This window comes from Endozoicomonas euniceicola (genome assembly GCF_025562755.1).
GTDB lineage: Bacteria > Pseudomonadota > Gammaproteobacteria > Pseudomonadales > Endozoicomonadaceae > Endozoicomonas_A > Endozoicomonas_A euniceicola.
Window position 1 is genome coordinate 1,166,884 of the sequence record NZ_CP103300.1, and the last position, 17,202, is coordinate 1,184,085.

Annotated in this window: 14 protein-coding genes; 6 read left to right on the forward strand and 8 right to left on the reverse strand. The window is 47.4% G+C overall.

The window, feature by feature from the left end; translation table 11 throughout:
• Positions 1 to 37: 37 nt before the first annotated feature.
• Together metG and NX720_RS04595 are read left to right on the forward strand one after the other, a co-directional pair.
• Complete coding sequence (gene metG / locus NX720_RS04590) at positions 38 to 2,086, forward strand: methionine--tRNA ligase (RefSeq protein ID WP_404831047.1); 2,049 nt, start codon at positions 38 to 40, stop codon at positions 2,084 to 2,086.
• Positions 2,087 to 2,091: 5 nt separating this feature from the next.
• A complete protein-coding gene (locus tag NX720_RS04595) occupies positions 2,092 to 2,256 on the forward strand; it encodes a hypothetical protein (RefSeq protein ID WP_262599708.1) in 165 nt (54 codons plus the stop codon).
• A 4-nt stretch (positions 2,257 to 2,260) separates the two neighbouring features.
• Here NX720_RS04595 and NX720_RS04600 read toward each other — a convergent pair whose 3' ends face one another.
• The 3 genes from NX720_RS04600 to NX720_RS04610 all read right to left on the reverse strand — a co-directional run bounded on the left by NX720_RS04600 (position 2,261) and on the right by NX720_RS04610 (position 5,905).
• Complete coding sequence (locus NX720_RS04600; RefSeq protein WP_262599709.1) at positions 2,261 to 4,264, reverse strand: vWA domain-containing protein; 2,004 nt, start codon at positions 4,262 to 4,264, stop codon at positions 2,261 to 2,263.
• A gap of 77 nt (positions 4,265 to 4,341) precedes the next feature.
• Positions 4,342 to 4,782, reverse strand: a complete 441-nt coding sequence (locus tag NX720_RS04605) for an adenylyltransferase/cytidyltransferase family protein (RefSeq protein ID WP_262599711.1) — start codon at positions 4,780 to 4,782, stop codon at positions 4,342 to 4,344.
• Positions 4,783 to 4,807: 25 nt separating this feature from the next.
• The gene (locus NX720_RS04610) at positions 4,808 to 5,905 is read right to left on the reverse strand and encodes a hypothetical protein (protein WP_262599712.1); all 1,098 of its coding nucleotides are present in this window, start codon (positions 5,903 to 5,905) and stop codon (positions 4,808 to 4,810) included.
• A gap of 74 nt (positions 5,906 to 5,979) precedes the next feature.
• Here NX720_RS04610 and NX720_RS04615 point away from each other — a divergent pair, with 74 nt between their 5' ends.
• Together NX720_RS04615 and NX720_RS04620 are read left to right on the forward strand one after the other, a co-directional pair.
• On the forward strand, positions 5,980 to 6,894 hold the full coding sequence (locus tag NX720_RS04615) for a hypothetical protein (protein WP_262599713.1): 915 nt from the start codon (positions 5,980 to 5,982) through the stop codon (positions 6,892 to 6,894).
• Positions 6,895 to 6,965: 71 nt separating this feature from the next.
• Complete coding sequence (locus tag NX720_RS04620) at positions 6,966 to 8,297, forward strand: DEAD/DEAH box helicase (protein ID WP_262599714.1); 1,332 nt, start codon at positions 6,966 to 6,968, stop codon at positions 8,295 to 8,297.
• A gap of 55 nt (positions 8,298 to 8,352) precedes the next feature.
• On the opposite strand, the gene NX720_RS04625 is transcribed toward NX720_RS04620, so the two are convergent.
• Positions 8,353 to 9,723: an MATE family efflux transporter gene (locus tag NX720_RS04625; protein WP_262599715.1), complete on the reverse strand. Its 1,371-nt coding sequence runs from the start codon at positions 9,721 to 9,723 to the stop codon at positions 8,353 to 8,355.
• 229 nt (positions 9,724 to 9,952) lie between these two features.
• Here NX720_RS04625 and NX720_RS04630 point away from each other — a divergent pair, with 229 nt between their 5' ends.
• Complete coding sequence (locus NX720_RS04630) at positions 9,953 to 10,357, forward strand: SMI1/KNR4 family protein (RefSeq protein ID WP_262599716.1); 405 nt, start codon at positions 9,953 to 9,955, stop codon at positions 10,355 to 10,357.
• Between the two features lie 46 nt (positions 10,358 to 10,403).
• Here NX720_RS04630 and NX720_RS04635 read toward each other — a convergent pair whose 3' ends face one another.
• Together NX720_RS04635 and NX720_RS04640 are read right to left on the reverse strand one after the other, a co-directional pair.
• Positions 10,404 to 11,669: a protein kinase domain-containing protein gene (locus tag NX720_RS04635; RefSeq protein ID WP_262599717.1), complete on the reverse strand. Its 1,266-nt coding sequence runs from the start codon at positions 11,667 to 11,669 to the stop codon at positions 10,404 to 10,406.
• 43 nt (positions 11,670 to 11,712) lie between these two features.
• Positions 11,713 to 13,959 (reverse strand): hypothetical protein, encoded by a 2,247-nt coding sequence (locus tag NX720_RS04640; RefSeq protein WP_262599718.1) that lies wholly within the window; start codon positions 13,957 to 13,959, stop codon positions 11,713 to 11,715.
• Between the two features lie 587 nt (positions 13,960 to 14,546).
• On the opposite strand from NX720_RS04640, the gene trhO reads away from it, so the two are divergent.
• The gene (trhO, locus tag NX720_RS04645) at positions 14,547 to 15,563 is read left to right on the forward strand and encodes an oxygen-dependent tRNA uridine(34) hydroxylase TrhO (RefSeq protein ID WP_404831048.1); all 1,017 of its coding nucleotides are present in this window, start codon (positions 14,547 to 14,549) and stop codon (positions 15,561 to 15,563) included.
• Here the strand turns inward: trhO and NX720_RS04650 are convergent.
• Together NX720_RS04650 and NX720_RS04655 are read right to left on the reverse strand one after the other, a co-directional pair.
• Positions 15,529 to 16,143, reverse strand: a complete 615-nt coding sequence (locus NX720_RS04650; RefSeq protein WP_262599720.1) for a hypothetical protein — start codon at positions 16,141 to 16,143, stop codon at positions 15,529 to 15,531. The two genes, trhO and NX720_RS04650, sit on opposite strands and share 35 nt — an antisense overlap.
• Positions 16,144 to 16,234: 91 nt before the next feature.
• Positions 16,235 to 17,161 (reverse strand): hypothetical protein, encoded by a 927-nt coding sequence (locus tag NX720_RS04655; RefSeq protein WP_262599721.1) that lies wholly within the window; start codon positions 17,159 to 17,161, stop codon positions 16,235 to 16,237.
• Positions 17,162 to 17,202 lie beyond the last annotated feature (41 nt).

A 17,202-nucleotide genomic window follows, 5' to 3' on the forward strand; every position in this document is an offset into this window, starting at 1 on the left:
CCCCAAAATCTGCCAGTTCGAGCGAAACAGTACACGCATGAGCCAAAGAAAGATTCTCGTTACCAGCGCCCTGCCTTATGCCAACGGGCCGCTGCACATGGGCCACCTGGTCGAATACATCCAGACTGACATCTGGGTTCGTTTCCAGAAGCTGTTCGGCAACCAGTGCACCTACGTGTGCGCCGATGATGCCCACGGCACCGCCATCAGCCTGCACGCTGAAAAACAGGGTATTACGCCGGAAGCGTCCGTCGCCCTGATCAACAAAGAGCGTGTGCGTGATTTCAGCGAATTCCACGTGGCGTTCGACAACTACCACTCAACACACTCCGATGAAAACCGTGAGCTGTCCGAAGCCATCTACCTGGCATTAAAAGAGAAAGGTCATATTGCCAGCCACAACATTGTTCAGGCTTACGACCCTGAGAAAGAAATGTTCCTGGCCGACCGTTACATTAAAGGTGACTGCCCGAAGTGCAACGCGCCAGACCAGTACGGCGACAACTGTGAAGCCTGTGGCGCTACTTACTCTCCGGCGGACCTGAAGAACGCCCGTTCCGCCATTTCCGGCGCGACACCGGTGGAAAAAGAAAGTGAACACTTCTTTTTCAAACTGTCTGACTTCGATGCCTTCCTGAAAGAGTGGACCCGTTCCGGCACCATCTCCGATGAAATCGCTAACAAGCTGGCAGAGTGGCTGGATACCGGTCTCCAGGACTGGGACATTTCCCGTGATGCGCCTTACTTCGGTTTCGAAATTCCGGGCGAGCCAGGCAAATACTTCTACGTCTGGCTGGACGCGCCTATCGGTTACATGGCGGCGTTTAAAAACCTGTGCGACCGTCGTGATGACCTGAACTTCGACGACTATTGGAAGAAAGACAGCGACTGCGAAGTGCACCACTTTATCGGTAAAGACATTGTTAACTTCCACTGTCTGTTCTGGCCTGCGATGCTGCATGGTACAGACTATCGCACCCCCACCAGCGTCAGCGTTCACGGTTACCTGACCGTAAACGGCGAGAAAATGTCCAAATCCCGTGGCACCTTTATTACTGCCCGCACCTACCTGGATCATCTCGACCCGGAATACCTGCGTTATTACTACGCTGCCAAGCTGTCCAGCCGTATCGACGACCTGGACCTGAACACCGATGATTTCATTCAGCGCGTGAACTCCGACCTGGTGGGCAAGGTGGTTAATATTGCCAGCCGTAACGCTGGTTTTATCAAAAAACGTTTTGGTGGCAAGCTGTCTGCCAACAACCTGATTCCTGAGCTGACCGCAGACTTCCAGAAAGCCGGTGACAAAATTGCCGAACTGTACGAAGGCCGTGAGTTTGGTAAAGCCATGCGTGAAATCATGGCCCTGGCCGACAAGGCCAACGCCTGGATTGATGAAGTGAAACCGTGGGTTGTCGCTAAAGAAGAAGGCAAGGATCAGTTGCTGCACGATATCTGCACCGCAGGCATCAACCTGTTCCGCCTGCTGATGATCTACCTGAAGCCCGTTCTGCCTGCCATGGCTGTTAAGGCTGAAGCCTTCCTGAACGTTGAGCCACTGACATGGGCTGACAGCCAGTTCCTGCTGTTGGATCACGGGGTCAACAAGTTCAAACCGCTGATGACCCGTGTTGAAGCCGATAAGGTGGGTAACATGATTGAAGCCAGTAAAGAAGTTCTGGCACAGATGGCGGCACAGACGCCTGTCAAACAAACGACCGGGAACGAATGGCTGGAAAAAGAGCCGGTGGCGGAAGAAATCAAGTTTGACGACTTCGCCAAAGTGGATCTGCGTATCGCCAGAATTGTAAATGCCGAACACGTTGAAGGCGCTGGCAAACTGCTGCGTCTGACGCTGGACATTGGTGAGGCGGAAACGCGTAACATTTTCGCCGGTATCAAGTCAGCCTATGCGCCGGAAGCTCTGATCGGCAAGCATACGGTCATGGTCGCCAACCTGGCACCACGCAAGATGAAATTCGGCGTGAGTGAAGGTATGGTTCTGGCTGCTGGCCCTGGTGGTAAGGAGCTGTGGATTCTGGAACCTCATGAAGGTGCACAGCCTGGTATGCGGGTGATGTAATCCCTATGGTAAAGATCAGCGATGGCTGCCTGCCGTTCCCGCTGATCTTTACCAGCTCAAATGAGCTGTACCTTCCCCTCTCCTCCCTCTCCCGTATTCTACAGCAACTCTATCCCCAATTTCCGGCACAGCTCAACTTGAAAGAGGAGATAGAAGTGATTAAAAATTAAGAAATTACTGCCAAAAGAGCTTTTGCATCCTGCGATAACCACTGATGAAACTCATAGCAAAGCTTTGCAAAAAATGGAAGGGGAATGATGGGATCATTGACTCATAAGTTCTGTTCATTGCTCTTCCATCCTTTCCAACCCTGTACAAAGTATGCTTTCCCAACTTCAGTTCAGGTTTCATGAGATCCAGAGGATGACCTTTGCCTCCAAACCATTCACGCCAGAATTGTTCGAGCTGAGCCATCCTGCCCTGAAAAAGAAACCTGTCATATTCATCATCAGGAAGTCTTCTTCCCAGATGAGCTGCTAATACATCGGAAGAAAGGTGATAATTAAAACCACCAAGTAAAGATTTGTTTAAATCAAGAACAGAAGACATGAGCCATTCAGTTGGACCGTAATAAGGAAACAGCCCTCCCTGAATATCAAACACCTTCCGCCGTTCATCAAAATAGCTGCCGATTACCCGAGTGTTATTAATCTGTGCCAGTTTCTTTAGCCCGCCAGCAAAAGCCGCATCATTCGTACCGAAAAAAATAGATACCGGCAAATTGCTTCCCCTTTTACTGCGAATTTTTTTAAGCAGGGATAACAACGCCTCTCCTCCAGTATCCAGCCCATAGTCATCGGTTGGATCGCCGTCGGTAAAGATTATCAGGTGTTCCGCTCTATGGGCTGATTCATGAACTGAGCTGATCGCTGAAATCAGTGGTTTCTTGTCTTCGGTGGCTTCCAGGTCTGGCAAACTCTGCATTATTGTATCAACATCAGCCAGATTAGTGTCCCATGTCACAGCTTTCGAAATATCGTTTAAAGGTATGATCCTTATCTCTCCGAATATTTTCCTATACAAATACAGAGCTGCCTCTAACTCAATCTTTGCTTTCTCAAACCTTGATAGTTGTTCTACCTCATCATCGTCAGCTCCCGGACTGGTTCGACTCAAAGCCGTATCCCTGGTGCCCATTGACGAGGTGTTATCCAATATTATGTTGAGTCGGCGACTTTTGACACTCGTCTGGTTGAAGCTATTCCCGACGAATTCTTCCTTGACAAACCATCGTACAAAACTGGAGGCTACCCCGGTTTTTTCTTCGATATCAGCCGTTGGATCTGAACTATTAGCATTGAGATGCGGACCTTCAGAAACGGCCGGCTCCCATGTACCTGTATAGCTGTTGTACACTACCGTATCTACATTAGCTGCCGGAGGCTTTTTTTTCACCCAGAGAACAGATCCATAAGAAGATATGTCTGGCTCCATCTCCCCTGAGTTATCCCCAGAAGATGAGCCCGCAGTTGCAGGGGAGTCATTATCGTTCACTGCATTCAACGTTCCATTGATATGGGCCGCCGGGTATGTGGCCTCATTGATTTCCAGATCCTGCCGGGTTTTATACTCGCTGCTCACCCCCAAAGAGTCGTCACCATGCATCTGCAGGGCTTGAATCTCCGGACTCTCTCCGGCAACATCAAAGGGAAGTTCGGGTTCTCCCTGAGCCTCCTTTTCCGATGCCTTGTGCCTGTAAAAAGCTTCACGTTCCTTAAAGTTTTCCGAGTCCTCCATGCCCTCACTGGCAAACCCGGGCATGATATTCCGCCCCTCATTAGTGACGCGCGGTTCTTCCAGCCGTTTATACCGGGTGTCAGGGTTCAATACCTGCTCCGGTGTCTCCCCGGGAGAGATATACGACATCATTTTCTGAAACTTTTCTTTGACAGTGTCCATAAAACCTGGGGTTTTGTCCGTCCTGATAAGGCTCTCGCTATTCACACCGCTTCCCACGCCGGGCAAATGACGAGAGCCTGCTAACTCCGGTGTAATGAGTTCCGATCGGAACACTTCAGCAGGCCATAATCCGCTCCCGGAACCGGGCAGAGAAAGCTGCAATAGCGGGGCAGGTTTCTCTATGGCTGACTGTTGAGCCCAACCATAAGACCCGGACAGAAGTGAAACTGCTAACAGCAGGTAAAAAACATAATGCGGGAATTTTTTCAGAGACATCATAGGACCAACCTAAGACCTGAGTTCATTAAGGATTCTGATCAAGATCAGACCGGGAACTATAGTCAACTCAGCAGACCTTAGTTATTTTTTCTCTTGTCAAATTCCAGACTGCCGACCAACTCAGACGAACTCTGAGCTTTCCCGCCACCAACATTCCACAACAACTCAATACCCAGTCTCTGACAAAGCTCAACCTCGGGAGTGTTGTCACTTTTACGATCACCGCCGTTGGCAAAATAATCCGGCTTCAGGCGCGCCAGAGCCTCACACACTGAGTTGTCTGCGTCATCTACCAGAATCGTCCTGTCCACACAGGAGAAACCCTCCAGCAATTCGCAACGCTCAGCCAACGGCATAAATACATAGCCTTTTTTACGCAGCAACCAGTCATCGGAATTGACAATAACAACCACCTGCCCATACTGGCCCGCTGCCTGAAACATACGCAAATGACCGATATGAACCGGGTCAAATCCCCCTGATACACAAATAACTTTTTTCTTGTCTGTAGCGTCCATGTTTCCTTACCAGTCGTTAAACCGTCTACCAGCACGACGATAACGTAAATGAACGACAATGCGACGCGCCTGCAGGTGCAGGTGGGTCATCATCGTCACGAAACCCTTTGTTAAAATAGACATGAGGTGGTAAAACCTCTATTTCGTTATTAGCAGTATCAGCTTTTTCAAAAATGGAAATAAGATAAAGCGTCCATTGACTGTTACCATCAACCTGATTTTGACTCTCTGACAATAACGGACAGGCAGCCGATGCTTCAGGATCAAGGTAATTGTATGAGCCATGCCGGGCATCGTTTGCCCAGTTAGTCATCTGAATAAACAAATTAGAATGGCTTTGCAAATTTACCAGCTGGAAACCGATAACCACCTGATGAGGAGCCATACGACCATTCCACAAAACGCTTTCTTCAGAAGACAGCACCACCGCATAGATTGACCAGCTCTTATCAACGCCAAAAAGGCCATCATAAAAGTCTTGATCCCACAGCCCCCTGGTGAAAGACATAGTTTTTGAAAGGCCAGGCATCACACGAGCATCAGCACTTTTAATTCGCCACTGTTTGTCTGTCCTGTCAAAACGAACGTCCCTGCGTCCCATGCAGTCTTCAACATCAATCAGGAAATTGATCATTGAAAGGGGGTCTACAGCCATTTTACGATGCAATGTCTTACCGTTTGGCCAGGTTCTTTTAACGGAAAACGAGTGGTTATTTGTCTTGCTGACTTCAACCTTTGCCAGGTGCGGCTCTGTGTCAGAATGGCTTCCTAAAAACGCAGGTAATTGTTTTTTTCGGTGTTTTTCTGAAGGCTTAGAAGTACTTTTCAGTGTCTCACGCCGTAATGCCGGATTTGTCATGACAGGTATCTCAGGGCTTCTCTGAACGTGAGAATTTGCGCAGATGAAATATTGGCTTGAATTATGATCCACCTGAATACTTCTGATGAACTCAAGCTCTTGAAACTTCGTCAGTAACCGGGAATATTCATAAGCCTGCTTACCTTCTGTAAAATACTCATCAAGAAAACCAGTCGCATTATAAACATCAATTCTAAACTCGCCTGCTTCTGCCAGACCTATCAGGAAAACGATAGAAACAACAAAACGTAAAAAGGCGAACATATCCCCCCCCCGCAATTTTTTAAAGACTCTTATTCTATCATCAATTGGCAACTCTGCCCTGAAATGGAAAATGGATGACTCGACTCGATATCACTCTGAAAAACTGCTGCCTCCTGGTTTGTCTGATGTTTACTACGGGGACAGAAGCTTTTTATCCCGACCGGACTTTTGCCCTCGGTCAGTGGGACGACAAGCTGTGCATGGTGGATATTTCCGGCAACCAGTCAACACTGGTCTGTTACCATTCGGAGCTGTTTAAAAAGGCGGCGTCAGGAGCAAGGCTTCCAGATCATTCACAGTTTCTTAGCGGGTGCCCGAGACGCTGGATAGAAAGGGAAAACTGCACCATTATCAGAATTGAAAAACCAATACTACTCAACGCAAGAGAACGCCTGCAAAAGATTTTTTACACGGCATACACCTCTTTTCGCAACGAGATTAACTATTTTTTCCATAACTCGCTGGATGATCTGGTAGAGGATGCTATCACTATCGGCCTTCCCCTTATTGCAGGTTACGGCATCTACGTCTGGTGGGGTAAGAGCTTTCTACATGCTGCCTTGCTGTTTGAAGTGGCAAATTCCTTTCTGAGCATTCAGGGGCTGGGAGATAACGCAGGCGACCTCGTTGAACATTACCAAAGCAGAGAGTACCAGAACAGTGAATATCAGTCTGAAGGTGAGTCAGAGTATTCTATACGCGGGATTATCAGCAACAAAGTTGAAGACCATACCAAAGTAATCAGCTACATCGTCACTTATAAGTCGACGATTATCATTCAGTATCTTGAAAACACTTACAGGCAGACACCTCCCGATATAACCGATGGATCAGGAACTCATCTCGGTACCCAAGCCGTATTGCTGTTGATAAAAGCGGGCGTTTTTGCCTATAACACCTTGCAGGTAGCAGAGCATTACAGCTGGATAAACGAGATATCGGATGCGCTTGCTGACATGCTGACGGAAATGCTGTTTAGCGAACCATAGCTTTTTCAACCCTTCCCGCATAGAATGCCTGCCTCTCAAATTTCCCCATGATTTTTCTCGAGGACCCGCCCTTGATTTTCTCCGAACTGGCACTGCATGAACGCCTGCAAAAGGCTCTGGACCAACAACAATTCACTCAGGCAACGCCCGTTCAGGAAGCCACGATTCCTGAGGTACTAAAGGGTAAGGACCTGATCGTCAACGCAAAGACCGGCAGTGGTAAAACGGCCGCTTTCCTGTTACCCATGCTGCATCATATGCAGAATAACCCGGCTCCCCGTTCCAGCACACGGGGGCTGATTCTGGTACCCACCCGGGAGCTGGCACGTCAGGTTCTGACAGAGTGTGAAAAGCTGGCGAGCTTTACCTGGCTGAAAGCAGGCCTTATTACCGGTGGTGACGACTTCCGCCATCAGGTTAACACCCTGCGTAAGAACCCGGAAATCCTGATTGCCACCCCGGGCCGCCTGCTGGAACACATGGACAACAGCAACACCGATTTCAGTGATCTGGAATACCTGGTACTGGATGAAGCCGACCGTATGCTCGACTTTGGCTTCAGCCCCGATATGCTGAAAATTGCTGACGAATGTCGCGAAGAACGCCAGACCCTGCTGTTCTCAGCCACCATGAAACAGAAAGGCATGGGCGAACTGATCCGGTTTGTCCTGAAAAATCCTGAAACCATTACTCTGAGTACTGCCCGGGACAAGCATGAAAACATTCACCAGCAGATTATGTTGTCTGATGACAACCCGCACAAAGAGCGTTTGCTGAGCTGGCTGTTGAAGCACGAAACCTTTGACAAGGCGCTGGTCTTTTCCAATACCCGTGATAATGCCGAGCATCTGTTTAATCTGCTGGAAAGACAGGGGTTGCAGGTGGGCGTGTTACACGGCGATATGGATCACAAACACCGGAAACAGATTATGAACCGGCTCCAGGATGGTCAGATCAATATACTGGTCGCCACAGACGTGGCCGCCAGGGGTCTGGACATTAAAGGCGTGCAACTGGTTATCAATTTCGATATGGCCCGAAGCGGTGACGATTATGTGCATCGAATTGGTCGTACCGGACGTGCCGGTGAAAAAGGGCTGGCTATTGCCCTGATCGGCCCTAATGAATGGAACCTGATGTCCAGCATTGAGCGCTACCTGAAGACCCGTTTCGAAAAACGCTCCATTAAAGAGCTGCGCGGTTCATGGAAAGGGCCGAAAAAGGTTAAGGCTTCCGGTAAAGCAGCCGGGTCAAAAAAGAAAAAGATCAATAAAAAAGAGGCTGACAAGACCAAGGCTCGTCATCGTGTGAAGAAAAACATCGGTAAACGACGCAAGCCTCCTGAAACCTCCAGCACTGCCGTCGACGCAGGCTTTGAGCCACTGCGCCGCAAGAAAAGCTGATACCTGATGCCATCCCTGCGAACCCCGCAGGGATGGCAACATGCTGGCATTCCAGTCAGGTAGACAGGATAACTGAGGACTCAGCCGCATTCCCGCACAGCTTGCTCCAAAAGCGCTTGAGACAATAGACGCTGATCACGGCTGTGATCATTTCTGCCATTATCAGGTTGTACCAGATTGCATCCGTCGAAAATAACGCAGGCAACAGAAACAGCCCTGCCAGTGGTAAAGCCAGAGCCCGCGACAGGGAGATCAGGGTTGAATAAGCGGCTTTAGCAACGGACTGATACAGGGTCACCGTCATCAGACTGACAGCCAGTGGCACAAACGCCAACGCATACAGCCGTAATGCATGTGCACCAAGTGACAGCAACTCGATGGGCGGCTTATCAACAAACAATCCGACTATCGGTTCGGCTAATATCATCACGGCCAGTGATAAAGCAAAGGCTATCACTGTAGCCAGCCCAAACCCTCGCTTAATAATTTCCTGAACTCTGTGACTGAACCCGGCGCCGTGGTTGAAACTGATAATCGGCTGGGCTGCTTGCCCGACACCATAGATAAGAAGAATAACCGACCATGTGCAATTAACCGCAATGGTAAACACAGAAACAAACAGGTTGCCACCCAGGTCCAGCATCACCCAGTTGGAAACCATAATAACAATGCCAACCGCTGACTCCATAACAAACGTCGGCACACCGTTCCTGAACAGCAGTTTTACACTGTCCCACTCCGGCAGCACCAGTTTAAGCTGCAATTCCCGGTTTGGACGACGGAAGTGTAATAACAAGGTTCCCAACGCGACCAGCTGGGCAAGGCCTGTAGCCAGGGCAGCCCCTTTCATGCCCCAGCCAAACGGGAACAGAAACAACCAGTCCAGAAAAACATTGGTACAGGCGCTGCCCATCATCGCCATCATGACCAGTTTGGGGTTGCCATCATTACGAACAAAGCTGGACATGGCCCAACCCACACCGTAGGGAACAGCAAACATTGTCAGTGTCCCCAGGTAGTCACTGACCAGTGGCAGAAGTTCTTCGTTGGCACCAAAAAGGAAGGCGATACTGTTCAGATTCAGTAAGGTAAAAATCGTCAACAGCGCCATGATGATTGCGGTCAATGAGAACGCCTGCTGAAACATTTTCAGACCTTCTTCTTTACGACCTTCACCAAAGCGAATAGCCATCAGTGCCGAGCCACCCACACCAATCGCCATAGCGACCGCAAACATAAAGGTAAAGTAAGGTATTGCGATATTAATCGCAGCCAGGCCGGCGGAACCCTCGCTCTGGCCAATAAAAATCAGGTCTGCAATCACGTAAACAGACTTGACTATCATGCCCATAATCGCAGGCAACAAATAATGCCGGAAGCAGGCCGATACGGAGTCGGTACCTAAATTGACAACTGTGCTACTCACGCTTGATTACCGAAAAAAACAGGTTAATAGATATGAGGATTGTGAAGACCCCTGCAACAACAGACAATGAGTAGTACTACCGCACAACAACCGGTGATTATACGTAACCCCGCTTTTTGTGATCATTTTTTAGCTAACTATTTTTCACCCGACCCGAGCCTGATTATCACCACGCTCACCACAGGCAATGGTAAACTAGGGATAAATCTTTGTTACTGGATATAGACCAATGGAAGACGTCATTGAAGAACTTCGGGAAAATGCGCAACAGGTAGCCATTCCGCTGGATCTTCCCAATGAAGACGACCTGATAGAAATAGAGGAACAAATTCTGCTGCCCATACCTTACGAATTTCGTGAGTTCCTGTTGCAGGTAAGCGATGTCGTCTATGGTTCCATGGAGCCAGTCACCATTGCCGACTCCCACTCTCACACTTATCTGCCTGAAGTCACCGCAACGGCCTGGGATCTGGGTGTTCCCAGGGACCTGATCCCGATCTGCGAATACAATGGCGATTACTACTGCGTTTCCGCGGAAGGTGAAGTCGGTCTCTGGTCAAACGGTGAACTGCAGGAAGAAGAAACGTGGCCGACTGTCTGGCACTGGGCTAAGGATGTCTGGTTGCAGAGTTAACTGAGGGAGCTGACCCATACCCTTCCATAGCAAAAGGGAACGGCTGTTACATAACTATCCCTTTTGCTGCGCTGCCTGACTCCGTCCTGACTAAAAGGTCAGATAATCGTTTTCTCGCTTCACTCACGGTTAACCGTTGTTCTTCATTCTCCCTGAGCAATTCAACCGTAATACTCATAAATTCAGGGTCAGGCTCATGGTGACGCTGTGCACGAATCATTTGAACTAAAACTTTCTTTTTATCCTGGTCATTTAGTTTGGCAAAATTCATCGTATTTTCTTCCAGCTTCTTATAACTCATTTTATTGAGTCTGTTTTTTCTAGGATCGAACTTTTGGGAAGCGTTGTCATATTGACTGGGAGCCATCCCGATCATACAGTCCATTAAAACGCAGCCAAGCCCCCAGGCATCGCAAGGGTAACCGTAAGATTTTGAGCGATCGTTAACCCGGCTCCATACTTCGGGAGGAAAAAAATAGTTCGTTCCGACAAAGGAATTAGTTCTTTCGTTTTTTATCTTTTTTAAACACCCGTAGTCAATGAGCTTGACTGGACTGTCATCGTTTTCAAGGTTAACTATAATATTTTCAGTTTTAACATCCCGGTGAACGATGCCTTCTTCGTGCAATCCCTCAATTGCTTCAGCAACACCACTGGCAATTCGTAGAAGTCTGTTTTTTTCAAACAACGAGTGTTCACCTATCAGTCCAAACAATTCTTCTCCCGGTGCAATATCGTATACAGCAGCCGCAATGTAGTAGTCACTTTTAACAGCCTCCGTTAATGTATCTCTACTTTTTATAACCGCATAGGTATTGGAGTCATTTTTTTTCAACAAAAAGGCATGAACTGATACAAGGTTAGGGTGCGTTCCGAAATCGAGCGCACAAATTTCCCCTTTTTCAAAGTGCTGCCTTTCACTTGAATCTTTTTGTTTCTTAAAAATTTTGACCGCCTGACCTTTATCATGACTGTCATACCATTTTTCAACCGATGCATAGCCACCTTTGCCAAGCGGTTTTTCGTTTCTAAAAATTAAACCGTATGTTTTTAAAGCTTCCCTTACATTAACAGCCTCAAAAGGATGAAATCCTTCCACAGCAACAGCAACCTGCCGGGTATTGAGAGGGGTAGCTGATGAAGACTTCCCATCACCTGAGCCTTCCTCACCTTTTTCTGCACCCGCTGACGGGGTACAGGTAACGTCAAACTGTTTAAAACTGGATTCCAGATCAGCCACTTTGGCTGGTAAGGGGGCATTTTTTTCTTCACTACCGACCGGTGCAGTTGTAAAACCAGTTACTGTATCCATAAGCATATTCCGTCCATGTTATCAGGCTAAAATATTTGCACATTTATTTTTCAGATTCAGAAAGCAATTCGTCCAAAGCTTTTAGTGCGTCGTCATTAGTGAAGGCATCGTTACCCTCCCCCCCTGGTAGAGGTTGGTCCTGTGGTAAGAATGTTGAACGCTCCTGCATTCCAGACTTCAGCTCATTTAAACGCTGATCCACCTTAGTAAGAGCCTCTATCGAGCATTCCGCTTGCTCCAACTTATTCGAGATACGCAGATTATCCTGGCGAATCCGCTGAAGCTCGATTTGTAAATCTGCGTTGTATTTTTCGCTATCTTTAAGTTTTCTCTCAAAATCGTTGACTTCCGTTAGTAACTCTATCGTGACGGCATTTAACTCATCTTCCAGATCAGCATCAAACTCTTGTTTGATTTTTTCCTTTATCTCTCTGACTTTATTGTCCAGCTCTGTAAATCGCTTACAGACTGTTTCAGCACGCTCAACGACAGGTGTAAAGCTTTTAATTAACTGATCCAGCCCAGTAGTCAATCGACTAATTTGTTCACCCTGTTCAGCTTGCTCATTTTCGTAGTATTGTGTCAGGTTCTGTTCCTTTAATAATTTTCCTCTCATTTCTGCAAGTTTGCCTTCGATATCGAACCTGCTACTTTCAAGATCAGAAATTTCCGCTTTATATTTTTCCAGTTTTAGTTGTTGATCATTCTCCCTAACCGTTTGTTCATTCTGACACTCTCTGGCCTCCTTTAATTGTTTACCTAATTCAGTATTTCTCTCTGTTAGTTTCTTAATTTCATTGACATGTGAAGCAATATTTCTATCTGACTTCATTTTTTCATCTTTAAGTTTTTGTTCTAAATCTTTAACCTTTTCTTGCAAATGGCTTGCACTTTTTGTTGGTTCCTTAATTCTTTTACGCTTGGCTTTCGTTGATTCAGGCTCATGATCAGTCTCCAGCGAGCGTTTTCTGGCTGGCTCTATCTGTTCTTTCAGCTGGTCATAAGCGATCTGCCTGACGAGATGCACTTTACTATTTGCTTCATCAATCATCCTGGAAGCCTTTTCTGTATCGCCTGCAGCAAGATATAATCGTATCGCTTCGAGATGAGAACTGCTTTCTTTTTCAATCTTAGGGTGGTTCCGCAAGCATTGAGTAGCCCTTTCAGCATCCCCCTCCTTCAAGTAGCACCAGCCCTTGAGTATATCCACGACACGTTGTTCATATGGCGGCAATTCGCCTGACCCCTTCAAATGCTCCCGCGCTGTTTGAAATTCCCCCTTATCAATAGCGGCTGTTGCAGCCTGCCAGCCATCTTGCAACAGTATGCTGCAATATTTGGCAAGGTACTTTGAAATCGTCTCTTTCCATACCTGTTTTTCGTCTGAAAAAGAGAGTTCTCTGATTACTTCATCGGCGAAATCACGCATCGCTTTCTGACGAGGTAGTATAGGAATACTCAGTTTTCCCAGGCTATGGATATTTCCAGCCATTCTATCAATGGTATTCTTAATGGCTCTCTGACTCTTCCCCTGAAGAATTCTCCAATTGCATTTAAAGCCAAATATCAGCAAGCCATATCCATAAAAAAACGTGTTTTTCTGCCTTACGATTTCCTCATCGCATTGCCTGCTGCGTATCCATTTATCATTAAATACTTTCGACCCACAGCCCATCATTACAGCGGCCTCCCTGGTAACCCCCTCATTGAGAAGCTTTTTGTGCTGTTCCTTCAGAACACCTAATGCGTCTTTACGGGTCTGGGCGGAAGAAACGGCTTTGTTCAGTTCAGCGATTTTCTTTGCCTGTTGCCCCTCTTCTGATTTTGCAAAATCCGGGTCTTTCTCTATGAGTTGAGTACAAATCCTTGAATAACACCCCAACCACTGACTGTGAAAGCCTCGACTCAGGGCTCTGCTGTTCTGTATCCAGATTAAGTGGTTTCTGGCCGCTTTAAGGCGATCAATAACCGCAGCATCTGACCGATCATTATGCAGATCGTTATTGAGGAGATAATGGTCGATAAAAACCATATAATTGCAGAGCTCTTCACAGTCCAGACTTGAATAGTCTTCTGGTAAATCCCTTTGCCATCGAACCCGGTGAAGTTTGTTTTCCCCAGCCGATTCATTCCCGCCCTCAAGCGGCTGTGGAGGAAATTTGATAATTATACCCAGTGAGGTTTTTATGTTATTGATTTCATCAATTTTTTTCATGGTATCGGGTGAAAGGTTATGCTGTTCGCCAAAATCCTTAATATTGCCCCAATCAATATTTAGCTTCGTTTCCATGTCATGGATAGCCAGTAGAGCAGCCTCAAACCTATAATTGCGCATATGTCCGTAGCAATTGTTATGAACGTCCACGATTTCATTGTCAACTTCACTATCCAGCCTTTCCAACGGTTTTACGGATGCTATTTTTTCTGGGTGCTTTCTGACCGCTGTAGAGACAGACCGGTCCGGATTGGTGTGTAACCCGGGTTCAAACGACCGTCGATCATCACGCTTACGAAGATGGGATTTATATTGAGGTTCTTTCTCAACATGTCTAGATGATGTCTTCCCACGACCCGATGGCCTTTCCCTGCCTGACTGCCAGGTTGAATAGGATTTTCCTGAAGGGGCAGAGCCCGTACCATGTGGATGCATTGATATATCTTCCCTGATTTTTATCACAGAACTTCAGACCCTTTTATCCAGAAAGAGTTCCATGACCTGTTGCCACTACACCTTCTCCACTACTCCAACCCCTTATTGACTGCTAAACTCTTCACCAAACTCAACTCGCCAGATTCAACCAACCCATCATCCGGCTTCCTGGGATACCCCCTGATAATGCGTTGTACAATCAATGGACAACAATATGGACAACAATAATGAAAACCGTTGTTTGCGCCCTCTACAAATTCGTGACTCTCACTGACTACCAGTCCCTGCGCCAGCCATTGTCAGAGGAATTACACCGGCTTCGAATCCGGGGCACACTGCTGCTCGCCCATGAAGGCATTAACGGTACGGTAGCCGGAAGCCGTGAAAGCGTTGACAACCTTCTGGGCTGGCTGCGAAAAGACCCCAGGCTAAGCGACCTGACCACCAAAGAATCTTTTACTGAGCAACAGCCTTTCAAGCGCACCAGGGTCAAACTGAAAAAAGAGATTGTCACCATGGGGGTCGAAAATATAGACCCAAACCTTAGCGCTGCCACTTATGTAAAACCTCAGGACTGGAACCGCCTGATTTCAGATCCGGAGGTTGTCGTGGTCGACACCCGCAATGATTACGAAGTTGAGGTGGGCACCTTCAGGCATGCTATCAATCCTAACACCACAACGTTTCGTGAATTTCCTGCATACGCTGACAAACACCTTGATCCAGCCAGGCACAAAAAAGTCGCCATGTTCTGTACCGGTGGCATCCGCTGTGAAAAATCAACGGCTTACCTGAAGCAGCAAGGTTTCGAACAGGTGTACCACCTGCAGGGAGGCATTCTCAAATACCTGGAAGACGTTCCGGAAGCTGAATCTTGCTGGGAAGGCGAGTGCTTTGTCTTTGATGACCGCGTTACCGTCAACCACCAGCTGAAGCAGGGACAATACGATCAGTGTCATGCCTGCCGCCTGCCGATTACCGAAGAAGATAAAGCCAGCCCGTTTTATGAACAGGGGGTCAGCTGCCCACGTTGCTATGACAAACATTCCGATAAGCAAAAGCAACGCTTCAAGGAACGGGAAAAGCAGATGCAACTGGCAAAAAGCAGAGGCGAAGCACATATCGGTGAGCAGGTTGCGGATACCGTACAATCACGGCGTAAACAAAAAACACTCGAACGGGAGCGCCAACGCTCCCGACATCAGGCGATCAGACAAAAAACTGAGTCACAACAGTCAGAGTAAGGAGCCCGCTGCGAATACCGTGAACTAAAAAACCACTGGCTGCCAGGGTCGCCAGTGGTATAAAACGTTTCTTTTCTTCACGGCTGAAATACCAGACGGTTCCGGCAGACGTCACCATCAACATAACCAGCTGGGCAAAATGCGGCTCAATATCAAGGGAAGCCGCCATAATGCCAATACAGCCCACGATATTGATAAACAGCCATAGCGGCGACAGATTTTTCCCGATGCTGCCCAACACTGGAAATTTTATCAATGCCCCACCTGTCCACGCCTTTGGCTGAATATCAGAAGACAGATGCAGTGCAATTCCCAGCGATAACCCGGCAGCAAGGGCAGGCGATGCCATATAATACACGACGATAGGCAATAGTATTGAATGCGTCAAACCGGAACGATGGCTTAAGCCTGGTATGAAAAAATCCCAGTCCGGCCAGCGTATCCCTGCCATCAGGCCAGCCAGAAACAGCAGAGGCTCTTTCCAGTGCGCAATCATTGTCCAGTAGGGAAAAGCGTGTTCAGCAAGATAAACAGAAGCGGTTATAGCAATCGCCGCCAATGGCGCAGTAAGGAGTCGCATAGACAACAAACAGTCGACAAATAAAATGGTCACGAACTATACAACTATTAGCCAATGAATTAAAAGGCCTGTCGTGTCGTTAATAGTAAAATTAACAACCATTGCTTTCATCATCAGCCATGTAGCCATCGTCGTTTCCGACATCAGGCCTGCGAAACCGCAGCTCAAATATAACAAATGAAGCCTCTGACAAAACGGCTCTCATGACCCCATGTACGACCACATCCTGAGTCGTCGGGATCTCAATTTCAAAATCTCTGGTTTGCGGGTTAATCCCGACTCTAAACAAAGTTCCTAAATGTAGCCTTCCAAAAACAGCTATTAACCTTTCACAATCGTCAGGGCTGCACCGGTTACTTAAAATAAGACCTTCACTGTCATTTCTAATGAGATTATAACGTCTCAGTTCGTCTACAAATGACGTCAACTGCCTTGATAGTTGCACTGACAGATCCCGGATAACAACAAGGTGTTCTCCCGTCGTTTCAGTTCCCTGTGCCATTAAGCGTTCGGCAATATTCCTGTGGGATGATTGATTTCGACAAAAAATAATCATGTCGGATGAGCCGTGCTGTATAATAATGTCAAATCCGGCAGAGGTCAGCTCAGTAAACTCGTCAGGTGCCCTTATCCTGTTTGTATAAGCAACCCATATAACTCTGCCCTGTTGTTGCCAGTACGCAATATACAACGCCCTCACCTGCTGAAAGTCTGTAACAGCGTCCATATTGCCTGTATCCAGATTCGATACCAGAATAACAATGTCGTTGTAACTCCTTACTATTGTCTCAATGGTTTCCACACCCTCTACTGGCGACTCTAAATTAAGCGTCCCATCACCCTGAACCCTCTCAGCATTGTCAGATAAATCGCTTAAATCTTCATCTTCAGACAGTGAAAGTGCCTGAAGGATTTGCGCCTCAGCGGAATATGTTGATACTGTCGTCAGGCATCCGCAGCCATTACCCGATCCTTCGTGAGTCGTCTGATTCTGAGCAACCAGTATTTCGCAGAACATTAAGTGAATAAAACAGATAATTATTTTGGTTCCGACAACGC

Bases quoted from the DNA above. Each gene is read 5' to 3' on its own strand.
- metG (WP_404831047.1), top strand. From the start codon at position 38: ATGAGCCAAAGAAAGATTCTCGTTACCAGCGCCCTGCCTTATGCCAAC.
- NX720_RS04595 (WP_262599708.1), top strand. From the start codon at position 2,092: ATGGTAAAGATCAGCGATGGCTGCCTGCCGTTCCCGCTGATCTTTACC.
- NX720_RS04600 (WP_262599709.1), bottom strand. From the start codon at position 4,264: ATGATGTCTCTGAAAAAATTCCCGCATTATGTTTTTTACCTGCTGTTA.
- NX720_RS04605 (WP_262599711.1), bottom strand. From the start codon at position 4,782: ATGGACGCTACAGACAAGAAAAAAGTTATTTGTGTATCAGGGGGATTT.
- NX720_RS04610 (WP_262599712.1), bottom strand. From the start codon at position 5,905: ATGTTCGCCTTTTTACGTTTTGTTGTTTCTATCGTTTTCCTGATAGGT.
- NX720_RS04615 (WP_262599713.1), top strand. From the start codon at position 5,980: ATGACTCGACTCGATATCACTCTGAAAAACTGCTGCCTCCTGGTTTGT.
- NX720_RS04630 (WP_262599716.1), top strand. From the start codon at position 9,953: ATGGAAGACGTCATTGAAGAACTTCGGGAAAATGCGCAACAGGTAGCC.
- NX720_RS04635 (WP_262599717.1), bottom strand. From the start codon at position 11,669: ATGGATACAGTAACTGGTTTTACAACTGCACCGGTCGGTAGTGAAGAA.
- NX720_RS04640 (WP_262599718.1), bottom strand. From the start codon at position 13,959: ATGGAAACGAAGCTAAATATTGATTGGGGCAATATTAAGGATTTTGGC.
- trhO (WP_404831048.1), top strand. From the start codon at position 14,547: ATGAAAACCGTTGTTTGCGCCCTCTACAAATTCGTGACTCTCACTGAC.
- NX720_RS04650 (WP_262599720.1), bottom strand. From the start codon at position 16,143: ATGCGACTCCTTACTGCGCCATTGGCGGCGATTGCTATAACCGCTTCT.
- NX720_RS04655 (WP_262599721.1), bottom strand. From the start codon at position 17,161: ATGTTCTGCGAAATACTGGTTGCTCAGAATCAGACGACTCACGAAGGA.